Genomic DNA, 24,078 nt, shown 5'->3' with positions numbered 1-24,078 from the left:
CTGTGTTAAATTATCACACAACTCATAAAATAGAATGACTGCAGCATTGAGGAAGAGGGGCTTGTGTTTATTTCCCAGAGAGCTGGAGGTAGGTGCGATCCAGCAATAAATACAATTAGTCTTAGCGCTTCTGAGCTGGTCACCTGAACATAGAACATCAGTAAGGTAACCCGGTTGGTCCGTTATCCCAGGGACATTTCGTCCAAGTGCCAGTGAAAGGCTGGAATGAGGGTGGTACCGCGGATAAGACGTTCGCCCCTCACGAGTGTTGACTCGTGGGGGGTGAACGTCTTTTTAAAACGCTTTCATTAGAAAGCAGCTAGAGGAGAATCCTAATTATATAAAGGAGTGTGAAGAACATGATACAAACAGAGGCACCTATTACAGAGGGAACAGAATTCAAAAATCAAACATTACATCACGTCTTAGTATCAGATCCAATGAGCGAAGAAGGGCTTCAACCATTAATTGACGAAGAACATGTGAAAGTTACTACGGAATATGTAGAAAATGCCCCGAACTTGGAAGCATTCGATGCTTTGCTTGTCAGAAGCGGCACCACTGTCACAGCAGAAATAATGGATAAAATGCCACAGCTTAAAATCATTGCTCGTGCCGGGGTGGGCGTTGATAATATTGATATTGATGCAGCTACAAAACGAGGCATTGTAGTGGTAAATGCACCTGATGGAAATACCATTTCTACCGCTGAGCACACCTTTGCGATGATGATTTCATTAAGCCGCAATATTCCACAGGCAAACACGTCAGTAAAAGCCCATGAATGGAACCGGAAAGCATTTCAAGGACGAGAACTTCGCGGAAAAACACTTGGAATTGTCGGCTTTGGCCGCATTGGCGGCGAGATTTCCAAACGGGCAAAAGCATTCGAAATGGATTTGCTCGTATACGATCCGTATTTAACTAAGCACCGCGCTGATAAATTGGGCGTTACGACAGCAGAGCTCGATGAAGTCCTCAGCCAATCTGATATTATTACCGTGCATACCCCACTGACTAAAGATACGGAAGGTTTGCTCGGAATGGATAATATCGGAAAAACTAAACCGGGCGTCTTTTTATTAAATTGTGCACGAGGTGGAATCATCGATGAAGCTGCTTTAAAGCATTATTTGGACAGCGGCCATGTCGCTGGTGCTGCACTTGATGTGTTTGTTGAAGAACCCGTTACAAACTATGATTTACTCGCTTCTAATCGGGTGATTGCAACCCCACATATCGCAGCCTCAACAAAAGAAGCTCAAATGAACGTAGCCGTACAAGTTTCTGAAGAAGTCATTAATTTCTTAAATGGACTGCCAGCGTTAAATTCGATTAATTTACCAACGATGTCCAAAGAACTATTTAATGAAATCCGCCCTTTTTATGAATTATCTAAAAAAATGGGGAACATTTTATCACAATGCATGAAGTCAGCTGTGCAAGACATTGAAGTCTTTTACAGTGGCGATGTTACTGAACTAGAAACATCCATTATGACTAGAAGCCTGATTGCTGGATTCTTGACCCCGCGGGTTGATGCGCCGGTAAACGATGTCAACGCTTCGTTAATTGCTAAAGAACGAGGCATCACATTTGGAGAAAAGCATGCCCCGGATACACTTGGTTATGCGAACCTGATTCAAGCCACTGTAAAAGGAGAAGACCGCTCCTTTACCCTGCATGGCACCTACGTAAAAGAATATGGGCCCCGCATCGTGCGAATCAATGATTTTCACGTTGACTTTTTCCCTACTGGACACCTGATTTACATTCAGCACACGGACAAACCAGGTGTAATCGGAAAAATGGGGCAGCTTCTCGGTGAACATCAAGTTAATATTGCCACCATGCAGGTCGGGCGCCAGCAAGAAGGCGGTGACGCGATTATGATGTTAGCAATAGACCGTGAACCAAGTCGTGAAGTGGTTGATGATCTAACCTCGATTGAGGAAATTACAATTGCCGATAAAATTGAAGTATAAACGAGCACCAAAGGCTATCCGAACGGGTAGTCTTTGTTTTTCTTTCCTTCTGTTAAGCCAACTCAACACGTTAAGAAGCTGGCACTACAATTTCATCCCCTGGATAAATATAATGGTCCTTCACATCATTCTTATCCTTTAATTCAGTTAAGGAGATATCATTCTTTTCGGAAATCTCCCATAAGCTATCCCCCTCCTCTACGGTATGAATTTTTTCACCAGAAGATGAGCTTACTTCTGACTCAGAAAGCACTTGTGCATGCTGAGGCCCATCAACATGCGGTGCAGCCCCGGCGTGAGTTGGAGTGGGGGATGTACCTATATGTACAAGAGGGTCGACCGCGTAGCGTTTATCTTCCGTCCATGGTCCCTCATGAATTTCAAAGTGAAGATGAGGCCCGCTTGCTGTTCCCGTCATACCCAGTTCACCAATAAAATCTCCTTGGTTTACCGGGTCATTTTCTGAGAGATAGCGCGCCTGTAAATGCGCATACACCGTCTCTTTACCCGATGGATGTTCAATAAAGATGACTTCTCCATAAGTCGAGGAGTAGTAAGACCGTGACACTATCCCCTCTGCCACCGCTATTACTGGTGTCCCTGCCGGAGCAGCAATATCTATTCCGAAATGTGTGCCTCCGCGAGTGCCAAAGGTATCTGTAATCTCTCCCTCTTCCGCTACAGGCCAGACTTTAGCGTGGTTATGAGCCTGAGCGGTATCTGTTTCACTGAATGAACCAATTAACATAAAAGCTACCCCTGTTATGATAAAAAGAAAGAATTGTTTTTTCATCGTCTCCTCCTTGGCCAATAGCGTTCACTATACTCTATGAACCAAGTGGACAAGTTATGACTATTTATTCTACCGCGCCTGACTGTACAACGTTCACCTCAACATCGAAATTAAATTGCAAATTAGGGTAAATCTCATCATAAAATTCCTCACGGTCCCACCCTTTATGAGCTTGTCTATACTGTTGTCCGAATCCAGCCGGGTCGACTTCAAGTTCTTGTAGTTTAACAAGTAGTTGTTTCATTTCCTCTTCCAGTTGCTTCGACATGCTCTTTTCCATTTTCTCCATTTTTCCTTCTACGCCTAAGTCTAGTCGCTCATCAAAATCATTGATTATTCCACGCATAGTAATCTTAATGGTAAATGTAGGTTCTGGCGCTTCTTGATCCATACTAATTCTCGTCTCGGAATGAATGTCTTCTAAAAACACATGGCTGTCTATATCTCCCCAATCTACGTGGAACTGCTTTGTCCCCTCTGCCGGTCCAATTTTCAGCTTCTGTAATAAAAATGATTCGTCCATATCAAGCTTTCCGACCATTTTACTTTCTGCTCCTTTAAATAGAGCAGTTCCTTCGATTTCTGCACGCTCCCCTGTTTGGCCGATATACGGCAAATGAGGGTCTTTTCCTTCACTAAACATTGCAAATACAAATAAATGCAAATTGGTCTCGGGCATATTCTCATTTTCAACATTGTGCTTAATTAAATCTGAAAAATACATCCCGGCTCTCTCTCCTCGCTCTAGTGTAGCTATCTTAACACTCTCTTCCGCGTCTTCATCTGTTACAGCTATATAAATCCGATTCCCAACCATAGGATCACGGTAATACGTATCCAAAATCGTTTTAATACCATCTTCTGCCAACTCTCTCCCAATCAATACGACCCGCAGCTGACCGATTCGCAAAGTCCGTTGTGATTTATTCTCCATATCTGAGCTCGTTTTCTGCGTGGTTTCTGCCACTGCTGATAACATTTTCACACGAAGGTGACTTTCTTCCCCTTGATCAATAAATGAAGGATAAGTAATTGTATGTTTGATCTTTCCATCTTCTGCTTTATCAAATGCAGAAGCTTGTATGAGCGAGCTTTCTTCAATGACTTTTGTTTCTACACAGCCGCTTACTACAAGCAGTAGCCCGAGCATGAGCAGACAATTTTTCATTTTTCTTTCACCTTCTTTATCCGTTGAAAAATAAGGTGCGATACGTAGAGAAAAGGAATATAAACCAACATAACGTACATGCCAACGTCACTTATTATCTCCCCATACTGTTCGATTTCTCTGCGGTCAACAAATAAAGGAGGAAGAAAGGCAACACAGATACTAAAGAACATGAGGATATACTTTTGTTTAACTAGAAAGACATTTTTCAAGCCGCGACTCGCAGACCAAATAGCTAAGCCGATGTTCGGCGAAATAGCGACTATCCATAAGGAGATCCCGATATATTCAAAGCGTTCAATAATGGGAAGATGAATAATTTTTAACATCGTTAATGTCGGCCAAATCGTTTCCTGCAGCTGTTCTTTACTGTAAAAGACAATGGAAACTAACATAATGACAAGGTATACAAAGCCGGTGGACGCATTGCCAATTTGCGCCCATAATTGTGATTCTTGCGCCCGTTTAATAAACGGATAAAAGACAAGCAGCATTTCCACGCCTAAATAAGAAAGGGTCGTTTCCAGCGCTCCTTGTAAAATCTCTATAAACGAATGATCAATATAAATGGTTAAATTGACCCAGTGTGCATATTCGAGAGGTATCAACATAAAAAAAAACAAAACTGAAGGGAGCAACACCCCCACCACACATAATCCGGTTACCGTCCGGAAGCCGCCACTTACGACGGAATAAAAAAATAAAGCAGCCAGCACACTTATATGCCAAGTTTGTAACTCTTGAAAAACCCAAACTTGAATCACTTCAATATAAGCCCGCAGGATAAAGACAGCCAGAAGGAAGAGGTAGAGTGAAAATAATATCGTTAATAAGCCACCAATCCATTTGCCAAACAGACGTTTATGAATCTCTGTTATATCTGTATTATGAGCATTCAAGACTTGGTACATCATCCAAATAATAATGGATACTACGAGCGTGGCTATTGGGACTGCTAACCATGAATCTTCTCCGCTAAACTTCGTTACTGCTCGTTGATAAGTAAGAATGCCAATACCTACTTGCATAGCATGAATTAAAAAGAAAACAAAGAAAGGAGAGACTTGTTTTGTTTCGCTTATGTTCATTTTCACTTCTCTCCTTTCAACTGTTATTCGTCAATATCTTTATCTTTGTACTGTTTGGATTTCGTTTTTGGAAACCGTGCTCTTTTTTGGGCACGGGCAAACGCTGGCCGCTTGTTTAAATACTGAAATGGAAACCGGACAAAGGCATCGCGCCAGTCTGTAATACGGAATGGGTAGATTGGTTCCAAGTACGGTCTCCCGAGCGATGTTAATTTTAGTAAATGTACGAGCAGAAACATGAACACAATAGCAATCCCTATCGCTCCTAAAACAGCCGCACTTATAAGAAAAGGAAAGCGAATAATACGAATCGTGTTACCCATTTGATACACAGGTGTTGTAAATGAAGCAAGTGCTGCTAAGGCCACAATAATAAGTAGAACATTACTTGTAAGGCCGGCTTCTACTGAGGCTTGACCAATTACGATCCCACCTACAATACCGATGGTCTGACCAATTTTTGTCGGGAGCCTGGCTGCTGCTTCCCGCAAGAGTTCAATTGTAAATTCGAGAAATAATGCTTCCACGATGGGGGGGAACGGAATATTACTCCTTGACGACACTAATGTCGCTAGTAAATCCTCTGGAATCATTTCGTAATGATAAGTCGTTACTGCGACATAGATTGAAGTAGCTAAGACAGAAAAACCTACCGCAAAAAACCGAAGCAAACGAACAAAACTAGCCATTGACCAGGGTAAATAATAATCTTCCAATGAGGAGAAGAACTGCATTAAGGTAGAAGGGAGCGTAATTGCTTCTGGAGAACCCTCAGCCAAGATGACTACTTTTCCTTCTACTAATACGGATGCTGCGCGATCAGGTCGTTCGGTGTTAATAAATTGCGGAAAAATCGTAAATGTATGGTCTTCAATCATTTGCGCTACTGTCGTTGCATCTTGGATATGATCAAAGTCAATTTCTTCAATGCGCTGCATTACCGTGTTCACGTTAACCTCGTCAGCCAGTCCATCAATATACAAGATAGCAAATTTTGTATTCGATTCTGTACCAACTACTTTGTCTTTCACAATAAGATTGGAATGTGGAATTCGTTTGCGCAGCAGGTGAATATTGTCACTTAGCGTCTCAACGAACGCTTCTTGTGGCCCCGTGACACTAAATTCAATTTCTGGCATAGTTACTTCTCGCTTAATGACATTTTTCACATCAATAAGTAATCCTTCATTTGCTCTGCGCTCAAGTTGTATAAATACATGGCCTCGACCTAAGTTTTCATAAACCTCATTCGTATTTGTCGACCAAGTAGCTTCTATATTCCAGATTGTTTTAATAATATCTTCTTTTGACGTAACCTTTCGCAGTTTGAGAGGGGTGATGACATATTCTTGCATAGACGCCATATCAACCATAGGGTCAAAAAAACTAATAAATAAGGGCTTGGTGTCAGAGCGTATCTCCATCCGCTCAAAATCATCGCTCTCATTAAGTCTAGAGAGCATTTCTTCAATCGTTTCATTGTCATTTAGCTGATGTTGTTGGTACCTTTTCTTAAACACCTTCTCACCCCCTGCTTTCACTGTTGACTGCTGTTATTATGAAACAACGTCAAAAGAACTATTCACGGTAGAACATGTAGCTGGGTATTAAAAAGATTCGTTAACACCCACTTTCATTATGACCCTCCTTTCACCATTCTCCCCAACAAAAAAGTAATAAAGAAAACTTGGCTAAGGCCTTCTCCGTAGGCTGATCCTTAGTTGCACGTATACCGTTCCATTCAACTATTTAGACATTATTACGGCATAAAAAAACTCCCTTTCACACCAAAAGTCAGTGAAGACTAAGGTATGAATAGAGAGTATTAGACGCTGTTTTAAACTCCTTATTTCTCATTATCCGGTTTAAATACAATCGCACTACGTTCGTATTCTACATCCGCCACCTGTAAGCGGTGATTCGCAACCCGCGCCGCCGCAAAGAAATAGTCAGAGAGGCGATTTAAATATTTCAGTACTTCCAGATTAATTTCCTCTTCTTTATTAAGCCGGGCTGTTTCTCGTTCTGCCCTTCTTGCTACAGTGCGGCAGACATGAATAAGCGCAGCCGACTGGGAACCTCCTGGGAGGATAAAACGTTTTAATTCAGAACATTCCTCCGTATACGCATCGATGCGTTTTTCGAGAAAGGTGGTCATATCTTCAGTAACTTTATATTCGGGATTTTCTTTGACCGTAGCCAGATCGCTTCCGCAGTCAAATAATTCATGCTGAATATTGACAAGCTCTTGCACTAGATCAGGAAACGTCTCTACGGAAAGTGAGGAAACGGCCTGCCCAACAAAAGCATTTAATTCATCACAGGTTCCGTAGGCCTCTATACGAATATCGTCTTTATCACGACGACCCCCAATAATAGATGTTTTGCCTTGATCACCTTTTTTTGTATATAGCTTCATGTTCTTCTCTCCCTTCATTCTTCATCAATTTTGATGTGTATTGCTTTACTAGTGAACCTTTTCCCTTCTTATCATCATTGTATTTTGTCGCTGCCGCGAACTAAATGAAGAAATTGAGTTATGAATGGTTCCGGCTACAGCTATATTTCAAAGCTTCACTTAACGTTTCGTAAACCCCTTTTCCAATCAAGCGTCCGAGCGGTGTAGACGTATCAGCATATATATGGTTTGGTTCCTGCTGACTGGCCGCTATCGCCAGGCCATCCATAGGAGTACCAGTGGCAATAGATTGGCTGGAAGCAGCAACCACCTCGCCATCCTGAAAGGCTTTCGACTTTGCTTCTGTAGCCGTTACTATCGCTTGGGCAAAGGCAAGTTCGCTTAATGTCCCTTCTATAAAAATAAATGTGTTAATTGTACCGCTCCTTTGTTGGCCTGGTTTTGTCGCCCAGCCAGTTGAGGCATCGACAGCGCTCGACGGATCTGCAGTTGTGAGGATAAACACATCCACATTTTCAACCTGCAGGCGCTTCATAGATCGATTCTCAAGGGTAGCAGTGATCATTCCGACAAGATCGCTTGAATCAATTCCGTCGTCTGCTGTCTGCTTATAAACGTGTTCCTCAGCCTCCGACCTATCATATTCCTTAGCAATCTGAAAGTTGTAAAAGCAATTCGCCCAGCCAAAACCTGCCCCAATTAACGCAGAGGAGAACGTTTTAAAGTAGCTAGGCGCATCAATGCGGAGGGCGTCGCTGTCCTGACGAATCGTAAGTCGTGATAAAAGGGAGTCTGAGTTTGTTTCTTCTGCAGAAGGTGACAGAGTTAGCAGCGGACTCGGCACAGTTGGATGGTATTTTTGTTGAATATCAGCTCCGTACACTGCTTGAAGTTTGGCTTCCTTTAAAACATGAGCAGGTCGGCCTTTTGCTGCTATTTTTCCCTTACTTAATAAAAGCAGTTCATCACAATACATTGAAGCTAAATTCAAATCATGAATAATAGCCAGTACAGTCAGCTGTTTTGTCTCATTCCACTTTTTTAATGTGTCTAAAAGCTGTAATTGATACGAAACATCCAAATGATTCGTTGGTTCATCAAGCAGCAAAATGTCAGGTTGCTGAGCGAGAGCCCTGGCGAGGAACACCCGCTGCTGTTCTCCCCCGCTTAATCGATCTATGGACATATCAGCAAAGGCCCTCACTCCCGTATCGTTCATCGCTTGATTAACAACCTTCTCATCTTCAGCGCTTTGAAACGAAAATAAACCGCGCTGATGAGAATAACGGCCGAGCTCTACGACTTCACGCACCGTATAGGAAAAAGAGGCAAGATGCTGTTGCGGAAGGACAGCCATTTTCCTCGCCCTGTCCTTTGCATTCATAGCAGACATAGACACCTCATTAATCTCAACATTCCCGGTCCGAGGGGGAATTAAGCCCGCTAACAGCTTATGCAGCGTCGTTTTCCCACTGCCATTTGGACCAAGCACCCCAAAAAACGTTCCCTTCTCAATTGAAAATGTAAGATCCGAAACAATGTCTCTCTGGCCATATCCTCCACTTAACTGTTCAACACGAAGCATTAAAGCCCCTCCTTTCCTCGTTACTCTTTGCGGCGTTGTTTATATAAAAGCACTCCAAAGATCGGAGCTCCGATCATAGCAGTTATAACTCCAATCGGTAACTCCGTTGGCGCTATGATAGTACGTGCTACCATATCTGTGAGCGCTAAAAAACTTCCTCCTGCTAAAATGGAGAGAGGGAGCAAATGACGATGATCTGGCCCGACCAAAAGCCTGACAAGGTGGGGAATGACAAGCCCAACAAAGCCAATCGTTCCCGCAACGGCAACAGCTGAGCCCGTTAACAACGAGGCTCCACCCAATATCCAATACTTTCTGCGTTCTGTATTTACTCCTAGCGTCCGTGCCGTTTCCTCTCCAAACACAAACGTGTTTAATTCTCTTGCGTTGGCAAATAAAATAAAAGAACCAACGATAAAAAAAGGGATCATTAATAGCACATGGTCCCACCCTCGCATAGCCACGCTCCCCATCAGCCAATGAACAATCTGTCTTAATTCATCACCTGTAAGCGCAATCAGCAAAGAAATGAGTGAACCAAGGAAAGAACTGAAGATAATGCCTGTTAAAATAATAGTTTGTGTAGATAGGGACTTTTGAATTAAGCGGGCAAAAAATAAGACAAGTAAAAGAGTAATAAAACCAGCGATAATACTAATGACTGGTAAAGTAAAACTCCCTAGAAGCGGGAGACTAAGGCCCAAGTAGAGCACAGTCACTGCCCCTAATGCCGAGCCGGAAGACACACCTAATGTATAAGGATCTGCTAATGGATTCTTCAAAAAACCTTGAAAGGAAGCGCCCGCAATAGCAAGCGCCCCCCCTACTAGAAAAGCTAACAATGTACGCGGCAAGCGGATCTCCATCACAATATTCGCATGCATGCTTTCATAAACACCTGTTTGGATGTGAAAGCCTTCATTCAGTATGATAGCAGCTGTATCCTGCAAAGGTATGGTCACGCTGCCAACAGCAACCGTTAGTAAAACAGTCAGTAATGAAAGAATTACAAACAGTGGATATCCCCATGCTGTGTGTTTACTCAGCACCGAAAACTTCTGGGTAGACATTTTCACCTAGCATTTCCGCTCCCTCTACAAGTCTAGGCCCTGGGCGGTTGAGCTTATCTGCATCAACATCATAAATGCGGTCATTTGCAACTGCTTCAACCTCATCCCAGGCTGTACGTTCACTTACTTCTGCTTCAGGATTGTCTATATGATCTCCATACGTTGTAATAATTACATCGGGATTTAGCGTAACAGCTTCCTCTTCCGTTAAGGAAATCCAACCTTCTTCATCCGCAGCAGCATTCTCTGCATTGATCAATTCAATCATTTCATGAGCGAATGTACCGCTTCCGGTTGTGAATATTTCAGGGCCCGGGTCCACCTCATACCAAACTGAAACCCGTTCTTCTTCTGGGACCTCTTCAGCTTGGGCAGCCACTTCGTTTAACCCTTCTTCTACTTCAGTGATTAAATCTTCTGCTGCTTCTTGCGCACCAGCAGCTTCTCCAATCATCTCCATGGCCTCATAAGCACCGTTTAAAGAATCAGCATCGTTCACTACAACCACTTCTGCCTCTTCGCCCAATGTATCCAACCCTTCTTCAACGTTATGGACGTTTGATTCATGAGCTAAAACGACATCAGGTTCTAGAGCAAGTGCTGTCTCTACATCGAATTCCATATCGCCAACGCTTTCAATATCCTGAGCTTCTTCCGGATAATCACACCAGTCAGTAACCCCAACTAGCTGATCACCTAGGCCAAGCGCAAAAGCCGTCTCGGTATTACTCGGCATTAAGCTTATAATGCGTTCAGGCTCTTCTGGCCCTTCAATCTCCTCTCCAAGCGCATCCTGAACCGTATCCTCTTCACTTTCTTCCTCCTCTTCTTCAGCTAGCTCTTCGTCAGCTGGGTCTTCATCCAATTCTGTCTCCTCTTCTGTTTCTTCCACTTCTTCTCCATTCTCTTCTTGTGCTTCTTCGTCTCCACAGGCTGCAAGAACAAGCAATGTAGCAGCAAAGCTTATCGTTATCCATTGTTTACGCATACTAATCGGCTCTCCTTCTATGTATTGGTCCTCGTTCGTGCGCACGCTCACCTTATAAATGCAGTGGATACTCATGGCTCAAATGTTCAATTAAGCCAATAGCCGGCCCATACCTTTCAGTTCTTCTCCTTGACAAAGCAAAAGAAAAAGCCCTCTCCTTCATTGGAGGGGCGGTTGAACATAACTGCCTACACAACCTCACCGAGTTATTCTCCCCAGTATAGATTGCTAAAAGCGGCTGCTCGACCTTTCCTCGAAGGTGTCGCATACGAAACACTCAGGCAGGTCTCCTGACTTGCGACGATTGGACAAGCACCACCTTCCCGCCTCTTTAACTTCTGAGGCAGTGGCATCATCTGTGCTTTTTTGTCGCTTACAGTGGCGGGACCGTGCCGGATTTGCACCGGCTTCCCTATTATCATTCACCGAAGTAGACACACAACCTACCGAAAACAGCGTGTTTATACACTTTTTGCTTTCGGTAGTTGAAAAGCCTGACTTAGCAAATGACCCAAGTGTGAACGAGTTTAATATACTATTCGATTATATCTTACTCTGGTTGCAGAGGGTAGCTTTTTGTAGCTAGCGTCTCTTTTTTATCAAACTTTCCGACAAACCCAGATTTGACGAGGGGATTGCTCTCTGTGTAACGTTGACGCATCATAATCCCCAAAAGTATAAAGTGGCTCCAGCTGATTACGCAGCAACATGTTTTCAATTTCATCGGGGTTATACAGCTTAACACGTTCAATATATTCTCGTTTTGAATTCCCTTCCTGGATGGTGATCTCTTTAATAACATAGCCATTTTCAATTTTTCTATTTTGTTTTACGCGTAAATCATCAATACAATCTTCATTATAAGGAACTAAGTGTGATTTAACATGGGGAGGATTCAAGTAATCAAAAATAAAATAACCCCCGGTTTTCAAAGCATGGGCCGCATGAGCAAACACTTGTTCATTTTCTTCATCCTCTGTGAAATAACCAAAACTGGTAAACAAATTAAACACCAAATCCATCTCTTCCTGATATGAAAAATGTCTCACATCAGCACGGCGATACTGAACCGGTAAATCCCCCGTCATATCAAGGGCCTGTTTTAAAAGGGCTGGAGATAAATCAATTCCGGTCATTGCGACGCCTGAACGAGCTAACCAGCGACAATGCCTGCCATCTCCGCAGCATAAATCAAGACCGCGTAAACCAGCCTGCACCGGAACATAAGTCATTATCTGCTCGAGTTCTCGTGCTGCCCGCTGCTCATCTCGATGTTTGTATATGCGTAAATAATCTTCTTGAAAATGTTCTTGATACCAAGGTTTCAATGTTATTCGTTCCTTTCATCCTGCTCGTCTGTAGCATAAAGAGAAAGATTCACCTGAAATAGTGTACCTTCGCCTTCTTTACTCTGAACACTAATACGCCCTTCATGAGCTTCGATAATATTTTTAGCGATGGCAAGTCCTAAACCAGTGCCAGATCGGCCTCTCGTTCGAGCTTTATCGGCTTTATAAAAACGTTCAAACACAAAAGGCAAATCTTCTTCAGGAATACCAACTCCTGTATCTTCCACTTCGATAACAACTTCATCCTGCTGTAGTACGCTGCGGACTAACACTTCGCCCTCGTCCTCAGTATGGCGTATAGCATTGGAAATCAAATTAGTTAATACTTGTTCTAAGCGATCAGGGTCAGCTTCTACAACGTGTGATTCACTCGTTTCTTCAGCTTTCATTGATAGATTGTTTTCTTTGGCCATCCCTTGAAATTTTCTTTCCATACGCTTTAATAGCTCGCCTACATTCACTGACTCCGGCTGCAATTGAATATGGCCCGCTTCCATTCGGGCTAAATCAAGCAGTTCATTCACAAGCCGTCCCATGCGGTTAGACTCATCGTATATAATCTGGCCAATTTCTTTCTTTTCTTCTTCTGTTGGCGCCATATCATCGATAATCGCTTCACTGTAGCCTTGCAACATTGAGATCGGAGTGCGTAGTTCATGTGAGACATTAGCTATAAAGTCTTTTCGCAACTTATCATGCTGTCTTTCTTCTGTCATGTCTCGAATGACTGCTACTACCCCGCGCACAAATTCTCCGTCATAAAGGGGAGTCATCACAATGGCATAACTTCTGCCTTGCACATCAAACTCAGTCGCTTGTTCTTTTTCAAGCGCCACCACTTGTTGAAACAGTTTCTTTATATCCTTTGGCATTTGTTCTGTCATTTGCTCACGGTGGTCAATTCCCACTTCATACGCATACGCCTGCAAGAATCTGTCTGCTGGCGGATTTGTAACTACAATCTTTCCTTTACGATCAATTGTAATTACTCCATCTGCCATACTGGTTAATATGCGGGAGAATTGTTCTTTCTCTTGATTCAAGGCATTGATATTTCGATTTAACTCTCGGCGCATTCGATTAAAGGCGTTAGCCAGCTGGCCGATCTCGTCTTTCGTTAAAATCGGAACTTTAGTATCAAATTTTCCTTCAGCCACTTCGAGCGTGACTTGTCTCATTTTTCGAAGTGGAGCTGTAATTCGCGTGGACAAGAAAAAAGCAAATACAGTAGTCATAATGATTGCAATACCACCTGAAAGGAGAATAATGCGCTGTGTTTCGCTTGTAGTATCTTCAATGACTGCAAGAGATTGATAGAGAAAGAGCGTTCCTCCTTCAAGCACTTCCGGATCCAGCGGAACACCCACAATCAACATTTCATTTGTCTGTTCTCCTTCATTGCCAACCGGGTACTCCCCGTACAAGGTTACTACTTCTTCGCCAGCAAACACCTCGTCAAAAGAATCTTCTTCCAAAAACACACTCGGTGGTAAATGAATCGTCTCTTCGTTATTATCTGCAGACATCCAATAGATTTCTTCCTCGGAAAAAATACTCACTTTAGTATCAAATGCATTGGCCATATACCGCATGGTCTGCAAAGCTTCCTCTGAATCATCGTAACCTTCCAGGACAGATGCCATAAGCTCTGAACGGTTTGTTAAATCTTCTTCAGCTTCATTCATGTAAAAACGTTCAAAAAACTGAAGCAGCAAGACCGATAGAATGGCTAATACAACAAGTACTAATAAGATGATTGTCATCCACAGCTTGCCAACAATACTGCGAAAGAAATAAATCATTTACTCTTCATTCACTGCTTCAAATTTGTAACCGACACCCCAGACAGTCGAGATCATGTTTCCAGCATCCTCAGAAACGTGGTTAAGCTTTTCCCGCAAGCGTTTAATGTGAGTGTCTACAGTTCTAAGATCCCCAAAAAAGTCATAATTCCAGACGTCTTTTAGCAGCTGTTCGCGCGAAAATACTTTATCCGGAGCCTGGGCAAGGTAATGTAACAGTTCATATTCTTTTGGCGTTAAACTAATCTCTTCGTTATCCACTGTAACGCGGTGAGCATCATTATCTATCATAAGCTGAGAGAAAACGAGCACATCTTTTGCTCCGGTTTCAGTTGTTAAAAATTTCGTGCTGGAGGAACGTCGCAATAGAGCTTTTACCCGCAGGATGACCTCTCTTGGGCTAAATGGCTTTACAATATAATCATCTGTCCCGACTTCAAAGCCTTGTACCCGATTGGCTTCTTCTCCTTTGGCCGTTAACATGATGACCGGCGTCGCTTTTACCGTTCGTAATTCTTTACAGACTTCAATACCATCCATGTCAGGCATCATTACATCCAGCAAGATCACATCAAAATCTTCTTCCATTGCCTTAGCTAATGCACTTTCTCCATTTTCAGCCTCTGTCACTTCATAATTTTCACGCTCTAAATACATCCGCAGGAGCCTGCGAATTCTTTCTTCATCATCTACAACAAGTACTTGAGCTTCTTTTTCCATTTAGCAGTTTCCTCCTTATTACGTCTACGTTCGACAAAACAAGCATCCACTATTTATTCTAACTGAGCCCTACAATAAACAGCAAGAAAAGTGGAGAGCGTTTCCTTACGATACAGCATACTTATCATCCAGCCCGGAGACTGGGTCAGCCGCCGTCTAGAAGCAAGCGGTGATAAACCAATCCTGGCCGCAGCAATACAACGAAAATGGATAAAATGAGCATAACTTACTGAAAGCAACGTTCACAGCCAATTAGCGGATGACGTGCTTTGCCTGTGGTGAAAACATACGCTTAGCGCGTAAACTGTTGCTTATTTAACATGGACTATGTAACAAAGTCAGCCGCAGCAAGCGACTGACTTTCTTTTCTTATGCATAAGAATGCAAACCTGCTATAACGAGATTAACAAAGATAAGGTTAAACATGATGATAGCAAAACCTATCACGGCTAACCAGGCGGATGGAGCGCCATGCCATCCTCTTGACAACCGCAAATGTAAATAAGCGGCATAGAATAAGAACGTAATCAAAGCCCATACTTCTTTAGGGTCCCAGCCCCAGAAGCGCGTCCAGGCGATTTGTGCCCAAATCATTGCAAATATCAGGCCGCCAAGGGTGAAGATTGGGAAGCCGATTGCAATGGCCCGGTAGCTTACTTCATCTGCTTTATCCGGACTTACGCCTTTAAGCACCGGCTTTAACGCGTAGCTGAGCCGCTTTCTAAAAATAAGGCGCAATAGACCGTAAAGTACAAGCCCTGAAGCAAGAGACCAGAAAACAGTGTTGAGATCTTCACTTTCCACCCAGTCCGGCATGGTAATTAGAGCGTCCATTTGATTCTCATCAGCGACTTCTCCTTCATGCGGACCGAAGACTGGAGGGAGGTTATAGGTAATTTCCGCCTCTTCTCCCAGTTCATTAACATAGTTGAATTCTGATTCAAAGCCGGCCAGGTTGAATGCATTTGAAACCACCACAAATGCAAGGACACTTGCCAGGCAGTACATAATAAATTCAAGGAAGAACGTTTGCTTGTTCTTTTGTTCTTTCGATGTATCGATCACACGGATTAAATACACAAGCCCAGCGACAAAACTTACCGCCAAAATTCCCTGGCCAATCGCCGTCGTAATAACATGAATATGAAGCCAATACGACTGAAGGGCTGGAATTAACGGTTCCACTTCGCGCGGAAAAATCGAAGCGTATGCAATAATCAGCATAGCGATCGGCATTGTAAACAAACCGAGAACATTGGATTTATAAATCGCGTAAATCACAATGAAACCGAGTGTCAGCGTAATGCCCAGAAAGGCTGTATATTCAAACATATTACTAACCGGCGGATGGCCGGCAGCCGCCCAGCGCGTAAAGAAATAACCCATCGCAAATAGAAAACCAATAATCGCTACAGTATAGCCGAACGTGCCCCAGCGGTTGCCGGACATGTCTCCTTCTTTGTTGCGCCATTTCTTCCCTGTTAAAGAAACGGCAAAAAGAATAGTGGAAGCGAAATACGAAAAAAATGCAATGAGCAGCAACGTTTCACTTAGAGCTGCCATATCGATGAACCTCCTTTTTACTCTTTCTCATTACGAGAAGATGTCTCGTTTTCTTTCTCTGCTTCTTCTTTTTTCTCTTTTTCTTCAATTTGATCTGCAGGAACCTGTAGCTCGGTTTGGTTGGATAGTGCTTCAAAATCACGTTTTAATGATTGCCAGTTTTTATTCGTATGACCTGCTAAATGAACGCTCCCATCCTCGCCTCTTTGCAGCCAGATTCTACGATGAGCCCAGTAAGAGCCTTGGATAAGTCCAATCATGAAAATAGATCCACCTACAATTAAAAATGGAAGTGTCAGGTCTTTTCTTACCGTTAAGGCAGTAACATGATTTGTATCTAAATCAGCAAAGTTCATCCCGTATTGGTTATCACCATTTACATCCATGTTTTGTTGAATACCAACAAAACTGATTTCCGGTTCTTCCAAGTCTGGCCCGCTCATTTCAAAAATAAAAGCAGGATTATCCGGCACACTGGAGCGCGTGGAAGGATCGCCGTCATCGGTGAAGAAGAAATCGGGAAAATAACTATGAATATCTACGGCATATCCATCATCCAATTCATACGTATCTTCAGGATCAAACAAATCAATATCGATTTGCCCCACCGCTTCATCTGTTTCACGGTTGGTAAGTTCAAAACTCATGTCGCTAAATTCATTTAATTTGTAATCCACCTGGTAGACGGAGAAATTATCAAAAGTCAGCGGATCGTTCACTTCAATTGGATGTTCATCAATTCGTGTTAATTCACCATCAACACCAATCGTGTCTCCTTGTTCACGCTCATATAACACCGCATTAGTCTGAAAGGTTTCTACTACTGGGTCTGATGTTCTAGCCATCGACTCTACAAATCTTTCATCCTCTTCGTCGTATAATTCGAGGACGAATTCTTCGTTTTCTAAGTAGTACTCTCCGTCCGTGCCTGGTAAGACCACTGTCTCCCCATCACGAACCCAAACATTTTCATCAACATACATACCAGGGAAAAAGCGCAGCATCGCCCCGAGCAAGAAAATAATCAAGCCCAAGTGATTCACATAAGGACCCCAGCGAGAGAAGCGATTTTTTTCAGCGACCAAATTCCCATTTTCTTCGCGAATATTGTAACGTTTGGATTTTAATAGCTCCTTAGCTTCAGCCATTGTTTCGTCTACGTTTTCCGGCTGGCTTGTACCATATAAACGCTGACGCTTCATAAAACCAGTATGGCGCGTCACGCGCTGGGTTTTAAGAGCCCGGTACAGGGGGACCACCCGGTCAATACTTGCAATAATAAGCGACGTCCCAAGAGCAGCTATTAATCCCATGTACCACCATGAACCATACAGATTATGAAAGCCAAGAGTGTAATAAACTTTACCGGCCACACCGTATTCCTGTGCATAGTGCGCAGCAGGATCGACATTTGGCGGGATGAATAGTTCTTGTGGAAAAATTGTACCTAAAGAAGAAGCCAGCAAGGTTAATACAATAATCCACACGCCTACTTTAACCGAAGAAAAAAAGTTCCAGATTTTGTCTACTATTGATTTGTTGTACGTTTGTGATCTGCGGGCTACCCCTTCATACCTCATATTCAATACTTGTTTGTTCTCATGTTGAAGCGGTTTTCCACATGATTCACATATTTCAGTGCCTTCTGGGTTTATATGACCACATTCGCAAGACACTTTGCTCATACTTAACACCCCAACTCTGGCGATTGTTGCATAGCACCAATGTTTTAATTCTTAAAATCGCCTTCCCCTCAATCATTGAAGGGAAGGCTAGTTTATCGTTTCATCAGTTCTATTATAACGCCTTAAAGAACAATACCGGCTAAGATTTTTATGAAGGTTATGTGACAGCAATTTCCCGAAGGCGCTGTACTTCGATCGGTTTTAACGGTCTTTTTTCTCCAGGACGTAAATTCTCTAACGTTAAAAATCCGTACTTTTCGCGTTTTAATTTAAGCACTGGATGTCCTACAGCTTCCAACATTCTTCGCACTTGATGATTTCTGCCTTCAGTAATAGTCAATTCGACAATGGAAGTATCCTTCTTTTTGTCGCCTGACATAAATTTAGCCTTACCTGGTGCCGTTTTCCCATCTTCTAATTCAACCCCGGTCGATAAAAGCCTTATTTTCTCATTTGTCGGCTTTCCTTTTACTTTAGCGACATACGTTTTATGAATTTTATTTTTAGGGTGCATAAGCATATTGGCGAACTCCCCATCATTGGTCAGCAAAATTAAGCCCGAAGTATCGTAATCAAGCCTTCCAACCGGGAAAATCCGGCGTTCTTCCTCTGGGAAGAAATCCATAATTGTTTTGCGGTTCTTGTCATCTTGAACAGCAGATATGATTTGTTTCGGTTTATATAACAAATAATATACAGGCTCTTCCCGGTCAATTGGGATATCATCCACTTCTACCTTATCTTTTTCTGGATTCACCTTCGTCCCTAGTTCTTTAACAACCTTGTTGTTCACTCGCACTCGTCCTGCGGTAATATATTCTTCCGCTTTACGACGAGATGTAATACCTGCTTGTGCAATGACTTTTTGTAAACGTTCCATTATTTCACCTCATCGACCATCTTAAACACCTTCTTAGCTTTTCACAAGTTGGATGCTTTCAGACGTCTTATCTTCTTTTTTATACTATCGTTAGTAAGGATTCACTCATTTTAACAACTTCTTGCTATTTTAGAAAGCCGGAATGCATTACGTATTCACGAAAAAATAGTGGATCGAAGCCAGAGAGCCATCTGTATAAATGTTTTTGATTGAATGAATTTCATCATTCAACTCCTTGCTTTTAATCATGAACAATATATAAATCATTAGTTTCATTCGATTTTTTGCTTTAGGCGGTCGCCTTTCACAGGTTTGGCATCAGCCTCAGCGGCAGCAACATGTACTGCCTGCGGGATCTTTTCCTTAAGCTCATCCCGTTGGAGTCACTACCTTACGCTAAAGACGAACTATTCGTGTTTTTTATTCAAAAGACCACTCATGAAAATGGTTCGGTTTATGAAATTATACAAATTTAACAAGAATGAATAAAGATAGGTGAAACTATAATAAAAGCACAGACATGTTCAAATTAAACTACCATCCTTGTTTTCATGCATGCTTGTTCATTTGTTGACTGCCTTACGCTTAACAGCAAGTGACAGATAGAGAATGTATAAAGATGTATAAATTCTAATATTTATTATTGCAAAATGAGACAAAACAAGGTACTCTTTCTGAGGTGTAATTATTACTGATTCATTGGCTACTATTAATTAAAAGAGGTGATGAAAGGTGGATTCCCGACAACAATCAGGAAACACTGCTTCATTAAAATTCATAGTCTTATCACTGCTCGGTGTCTTTCTCTTTATGGTTCCCATCAATATAGAAGGTGACCTTACCATTCCGGTAGCGTTGTTAGCTGAAATGCTTGGTGGATTCTTAGCACCTATTCTGCCAGAATTAGTGACTCTTACTATATTTGTTTCTGTAGCAGGAAGTATCCTCGTTAAAGTGTTCCCTAGCTTTTCGGAAAAAGCGAAAAACAGCGAAACGATCCAATCATTATTTGTCGTCTCCCCGTTTTGGCTGGCAGTACGACTGATCGGTTTAATCTTCGCCGTTCTTGTATTATTTGAAGTAGGGCCAGAAGCTGTTATTGCAGAGTTTACTGGTGGCCTCATGCTACATGACCTACTAACTCTCTTATTTACAATCTTTTTATTTGCTGGTTTATTCTTGCCTCTCCTTTTAAACTTTGGGTTACTCGAGTTGTTTGGCACTTTGTTAAACCCTATTATGCGGCCTTTATTTAAACTGCCTGGCCGTTCATCCATCGATTCACTGACATCCTGGCTGGGTGATGGTACGATCGGGGTTTTGCTTACCAATCAGCAATACGAACAAGGCTTTTACACAAAACGAGAAGCTGCAGTTATTGGTACTACGTTTTCAGTTGTGTCGATAACGTTTAGTATTTACATTTTAACTACCTTGGAATTAACGCACCTCGTTATTCCGTATTATTTAACGATTGTGCTTGCTGGCTTTGTAGCTGCATTAATTATGCCGCGCATCCCACCGTTGTCTTTAAAGGAAGACACATATTATGAAGAAGCTCCAGAAACTCAAGTTTCAGAAGTGGAGAACTCCCAGTCTGCTCTTAAAGCGGGCTGGACTATGGCCCTGAAACGAGCAAGTCAGTCCCGTGTTTCTTTCGTGTTTACCGGTGGAGTTAAAAATGTACTTGGCATGTGGCTAGGTGTTCTGCCCATTGTTATGGCTTTTGGAACTGCGGCCGTGATCGTGGCTGAATTCACTCCATTCTTTTCAATAATTGGAGCACCATTCATTCCACTGTTACAGCTTATGAATGTGCCTGAAGCATCTGCAGCAGCGGAAACAATGCTAATCGGCTTTGCTGATATGCTGCTTCCAGCTATCATTGGTGGAGATATAGAAAGCGAGATGACACGTTTTATCATCGGCTGTCTTTCTGTTTCGCAGCTGATTTATCTTTCAGAAGTCGGGGGCGTATTGCTTGCTTCCAAACTGCCAGTACGCTTTATTGACTTGGTTATTATTTTCCTCCAACGTACAATCATTACGCTGCCAGTCATTGTTTTAGTTGCTCATATGATTTTCTAACTGAGCTGACTCTTGAGCGAAGCTGCCTCTAATCGGGGTAGCTTTTCTTATGGCAAACGTTTCATGCCCAGGACACGCCCTAGCCTATTCAATATAGCTTGTTCGTTCCAGCTTTACGTATCACTTCTTCTTAATGAGCCATTAGTCAGTTAATTAACATTGCTCTAACAGCACCAAAAGACCATCTGCTAAAAAAATACGCTATCCCATAGAGCAGATATAAAAAAACATGTTTCAACTTCTTCCTTTAAGGCTATGTAGTATGGGGTTCCAGTTGGCTAATAGAAGGAGGAATACCATGAAACAAACAGCAGTCGATTGGTTGAGTGAATATATGTTTATGGAACGGTTTGATCGCTTTCTAATGCCTGATGTTATCATTTTTGACAGTGTAGAAGACGCTCTTCTGGTTGAACAACTATACTACTATTTACTGGATAAAAATGAACCGCTTATTTACTATAGAGAAAACAATCATGACCCTAATCAAGTACAGCACTTGGCAAGTTACTTTGCAAAAGAACAGCTTTACCCTATCGCACTTGGAGCGGGAGAAGATGACCCTCTTTTTAGTCTCACCTCCCAAGCGTTTTCCTCTTTTCAGCGGATCCACTCCCCACTTAACATATTGCTTGTGTCTGAAGCAATGCGCTTACGCCGCTTGTATGAGTATAGCAATACCTACTTGCCTTTCCAGCAGAAAAATGTCATTGATGTTTTGCCGTTGGAAAGCACGACCGAAACTAGTAAAGCTGAGTGGTTCAAACATCCTCTGGGAAAAAAACAAATGCGCGAAGAATGCGAACGCTTATATCAATGGTTCAATGGCCATTCACGTATAAAAAAAAGGGAAGCAGCAACGTTTGCTACCTTTGAAAAGCAGTTGGACCTTCTTCCGTCTTAATAAATCAAGCAGCCTTCCGGTAAGGTATGAGTAGCATATGCTTTTTTACACACAGAAGACGTGAATAGATGATGAACTATTCAATAGGGGAATACAGTTGACAAGCAAAGGGTTCAAACGGTATATTAAAAAGCAATTCGACTCAAGATGGGGTGTAAGTTGATGGTTGATGAGAACTTTGAAGAAGAAGAATCGAAATTTGAAATTGGTCAAACTGTCTATTATCAAGGAGAAGAAATGACAGTTATTAATGAGCTTGAACGCACACTTGTGCTTGAATATGTACATTTTGTTCCTGTAGACGATGATGACCATGAACGAATTGTGGTAAGAAAAGAAAAAGTTACACTCAGCTAATGGCTAACGTAGGTGTTGCTTAACGACACTCTTCTGTTTCTTACCAAAATATACGTGTATAAGTATTAAAACCTCGCTTTTCTAGCGAGGTTTTTATTTTCACACCTGCTAGTAGCCGATACTTCGCTTAAACTTTGCATTAAAATGACAGCGGGACAAAACCCTCTTGCCTCCGTGTAAAATACCTACTTTATTACTAATGTTTTCTAAAATTTTGAATTATCCGTTTCTCTTTGTTGCTTTCGGGGTAATTATGATAATACAACACGTCAGTTCCATTCGTAATCAAGCTCACTGTTTTACCCCATTATAAAGGAGGTTCTTCTATGCTTGTTACGGTCCGAGAATGGAAAGAGATGAGTCTTGCTGAACGGTTACTACTAATTCAGAAAAAAGCTGCTTCGAATTACTATACGTTTTATAACGTCTGAACGGTTTAAGATAAACCTTCAGGCTTTTTCTTTAGGATCTCGCCCGAAAATTCCGACATCTCACCTATACTTTTTATCCAAATACGATCATAACAATAACGATGGCTGCAATAATGCCACAAAGGTCAGCAAGTAATCCTACCTTCAACGCATCCCCTGCTTTTTTGATCCCTACAGCGCCAAAATAAACAGTCAGTACATAAAGAGTAGTGTCTGTACTCCCTTGCATCGTAGAGACTAAACGGCCTATAAATGAATCCGGACCGTGAGTTTGAATAATATCACTCGTTAATCCGAGCGCCCCCGTCCCTGACAATGGCCGCATCACAGCTAAAGGCACAATTTCTCCAGGAACATTCCAGATAGCTAATAGAGGCTGGATCAGACCAATTAAGGCCTCCATAGCACCAGAGGCACGAAATACAGCGATAGCTACCATCATTGCTGTTAAATAGGGAATAATAGAGACGGCCAGTCCAAACCCTTCCTTAGCCCCATCTACAAAGGTCTCGTACACCGGGACTTTGCGAAAAACGGCTGTAGATATAATCAGCAACAACATAACAGGAATGAGCCAGACAGATATCAAATTTACTACTTCAACCATTAGTCCTTCGTTCCTTTCGCCTTCGTAAATGATAAAAAAAGCGGTCAATCATTATCGCGGCACAGGCAGAAAGGGCTGTTGCAATTAAAGTCGTGCCAATAATCTCCCCTGGGTTCACCGAGCCATAATTCATTCTTATGGCAATTACCGTGGTAGGAACTAATGTTAAACCTGCTGTGTTCATAGCCAAAAATGTAATCATCGTTCGGCTTGGTTCATCTTTGTTTCCATTTAGTTTCTTTAGTTCTTCCATTGCTTTAATGCCAAGTGGTGTAGCCGCATTACCAAGCCCGAGCATATTCGCGCTCATGTTTGAAATCATATAACCTAAGGCGGGGTGGTCTCTGGGTACTTCTGGATACAACTTGGCTGCGAGCGGGGAGAGTGCTTTTCTAATTAAAGCTAGAAGCCCCCCACGCTCAGCGATTTTCATGATGCCCAGCCAGAAAACTAAGATACTAATCAACCCAAGACACAACGTTACCGCTTGCTCAGCCCCTGTAAAAATTGCCTCATTTACCTGATCCATCGTTCCATTGATTGCTGCATATAGAATGCCTGTAATGAGTAGCCCTGCCCAAATAACATTAATCATA

The 24,078-nt window shown here is 42.3% G+C and carries 20 protein-coding genes, 1 riboswitch and 1 other annotated feature; of the genes, 4 read left to right on the top strand and 16 right to left on the bottom strand.

The features are described from left to right. Positions 1-37 precede the first annotated feature (37 nt). Positions 38-263, top strand: a binding site (T-box leader). Positions 264-359: 96 nt separating this feature from the next. Next, positions 360-1,985 carry a phosphoglycerate dehydrogenase gene (gene serA, locus D469_RS0104575; protein ID WP_018922192.1) on the top strand — a complete coding sequence of 542 codons (1,626 nt, stop codon included), beginning with the start codon at positions 360-362 and terminating at the stop codon, positions 1,983-1,985. Between the two features lie 70 nt (positions 1,986-2,055). On the opposite strand, the gene D469_RS22285 is transcribed toward serA, so the two are convergent. From D469_RS22285 to D469_RS0104505, 14 genes are all read right to left on the bottom strand, one after another. Then, positions 2,056-2,778: a peptidoglycan DD-metalloendopeptidase family protein gene (locus D469_RS22285; protein WP_018922191.1), complete on the bottom strand. Its 723-nt coding sequence runs from the start codon at positions 2,776-2,778 to the stop codon at positions 2,056-2,058. 64 nt (positions 2,779-2,842) lie between these two features. Then, the gene (locus D469_RS0104565) at positions 2,843-3,946 is read right to left on the bottom strand and encodes a Ger(x)C family spore germination protein (RefSeq protein WP_018922190.1); all 1,104 of its coding nucleotides are present in this window, start codon (positions 3,944-3,946) and stop codon (positions 2,843-2,845) included. After that, entirely contained in the window at positions 3,943-5,034 is a 1,092-nt protein-coding gene (locus tag D469_RS0104560) for a GerAB/ArcD/ProY family transporter (protein ID WP_018922189.1), read from the bottom strand. The genes D469_RS0104565 and D469_RS0104560 overlap by 4 nt, the downstream gene beginning before the upstream one ends. 23 nt (positions 5,035-5,057) lie before the next feature. Continuing rightward, on the bottom strand, positions 5,058-6,497 hold the full coding sequence (locus D469_RS0104555) for a spore germination protein (protein WP_051081167.1): 1,440 nt from the start codon (positions 6,495-6,497) through the stop codon (positions 5,058-5,060). 383 nt (positions 6,498-6,880) lie between these two features. Further along, positions 6,881-7,453 (bottom strand): cob(I)yrinic acid a,c-diamide adenosyltransferase, encoded by a 573-nt coding sequence (locus D469_RS0104550; RefSeq protein ID WP_018922187.1) that lies wholly within the window; start codon positions 7,451-7,453, stop codon positions 6,881-6,883. Between the two features lie 118 nt (positions 7,454-7,571). Then, positions 7,572-9,038, bottom strand: a complete 1,467-nt coding sequence (locus D469_RS0104545; RefSeq protein ID WP_018922186.1) for an adenosylcobinamide amidohydrolase — start codon at positions 9,036-9,038, stop codon at positions 7,572-7,574. A 20-nt stretch (positions 9,039-9,058) separates the two neighbouring features. Then, positions 9,059-10,108 (bottom strand): FecCD family ABC transporter permease, encoded by a 1,050-nt coding sequence (locus D469_RS0104540; RefSeq protein WP_040606527.1) that lies wholly within the window; start codon positions 10,106-10,108, stop codon positions 9,059-9,061. Then, complete coding sequence (locus tag D469_RS0104535; RefSeq protein WP_018922184.1) at positions 10,077-11,096, bottom strand: ABC transporter substrate-binding protein; 1,020 nt, start codon at positions 11,094-11,096, stop codon at positions 10,077-10,079. Before D469_RS0104535 ends, D469_RS0104540 begins: the two co-directional genes overlap by 32 nt. Before the next feature lie 263 nt (positions 11,097-11,359). Continuing rightward, positions 11,360-11,541: riboswitch (cobalamin riboswitch) on the bottom strand. Between the two features lie 154 nt (positions 11,542-11,695). Continuing rightward, positions 11,696-12,424 carry a class I SAM-dependent methyltransferase gene (locus D469_RS19620; protein ID WP_018922183.1) on the bottom strand — a complete coding sequence of 243 codons (729 nt, stop codon included), beginning with the start codon at positions 12,422-12,424 and terminating at the stop codon, positions 11,696-11,698. Between the two features lie 2 nt (positions 12,425-12,426). Next, complete coding sequence (locus D469_RS0104525; protein WP_018922182.1) at positions 12,427-14,247, bottom strand: ATP-binding protein; 1,821 nt, start codon at positions 14,245-14,247, stop codon at positions 12,427-12,429. After that, positions 14,248-14,967, bottom strand: a complete 720-nt coding sequence (locus tag D469_RS0104520) for a response regulator transcription factor (RefSeq protein WP_018922181.1) — start codon at positions 14,965-14,967, stop codon at positions 14,248-14,250. It abuts the gene before it with no gap. Positions 14,968-15,336: 369 nt separating this feature from the next. Further along, positions 15,337-16,530 (bottom strand): c-type cytochrome biogenesis protein CcsB, encoded by a 1,194-nt coding sequence (gene ccsB, locus D469_RS0104515; protein ID WP_018922180.1) that lies wholly within the window; start codon positions 16,528-16,530, stop codon positions 15,337-15,339. Positions 16,531-16,547: 17 nt separating this feature from the next. Next, complete coding sequence (gene resB, locus D469_RS0104510) at positions 16,548-18,215, bottom strand: cytochrome c biogenesis protein ResB (protein WP_018922179.1); 1,668 nt, start codon at positions 18,213-18,215, stop codon at positions 16,548-16,550. 157 nt (positions 18,216-18,372) lie between these two features. Then, the gene (locus tag D469_RS0104505; protein ID WP_018922178.1) at positions 18,373-19,095 is read right to left on the bottom strand and encodes a pseudouridine synthase; all 723 of its coding nucleotides are present in this window, start codon (positions 19,093-19,095) and stop codon (positions 18,373-18,375) included. Between the two features lie 732 nt (positions 19,096-19,827). Here D469_RS0104505 and D469_RS0104500 point away from each other — a divergent pair. The 3 genes from D469_RS0104500 (at position 19,828) to D469_RS0104490 (ending at position 22,444) form a co-directional block, all read left to right on the top strand. Next, complete coding sequence (locus tag D469_RS0104500; protein ID WP_018922177.1) at positions 19,828-21,183, top strand: YjiH family protein; 1,356 nt, start codon at positions 19,828-19,830, stop codon at positions 21,181-21,183. A gap of 298 nt (positions 21,184-21,481) precedes the next feature. Continuing rightward, positions 21,482-22,087 carry a hypothetical protein gene (locus D469_RS0104495; RefSeq protein ID WP_018922176.1) on the top strand — a complete coding sequence of 202 codons (606 nt, stop codon included), beginning with the start codon at positions 21,482-21,484 and terminating at the stop codon, positions 22,085-22,087. A 162-nt stretch (positions 22,088-22,249) separates the two neighbouring features. Beyond that, on the top strand, positions 22,250-22,444 hold the full coding sequence (locus D469_RS0104490; protein ID WP_018922175.1) for a hypothetical protein: 195 nt from the start codon (positions 22,250-22,252) through the stop codon (positions 22,442-22,444). Positions 22,445-22,948: 504 nt separating this feature from the next. Here the strand turns inward: D469_RS0104490 and D469_RS0104480 are convergent. Then, positions 22,949-23,482, bottom strand: a complete 534-nt coding sequence (locus D469_RS0104480; protein ID WP_018922173.1) for a spore maturation protein — start codon at positions 23,480-23,482, stop codon at positions 22,949-22,951. Continuing rightward, on the bottom strand, positions 23,475-24,077 hold the full coding sequence (locus D469_RS0104475) for a nucleoside recognition domain-containing protein (protein ID WP_018922172.1): 603 nt from the start codon (positions 24,075-24,077) through the stop codon (positions 23,475-23,477). The genes D469_RS0104480 and D469_RS0104475 overlap by 8 nt, the downstream gene beginning before the upstream one ends. Position 24,078 lies beyond the last annotated feature (1 nt).

This window comes from Salsuginibacillus kocurii DSM 18087 (assembly GCF_000377705.1).
In the GTDB taxonomy this organism is placed as follows: Bacteria; Bacillota; Bacilli; order Bacillales; family Marinococcaceae; genus Salsuginibacillus; species Salsuginibacillus kocurii.
Note: the sequence above shows the minus strand (reverse complement) of the source record. Positions and strands in the feature narration are given on the sequence as shown.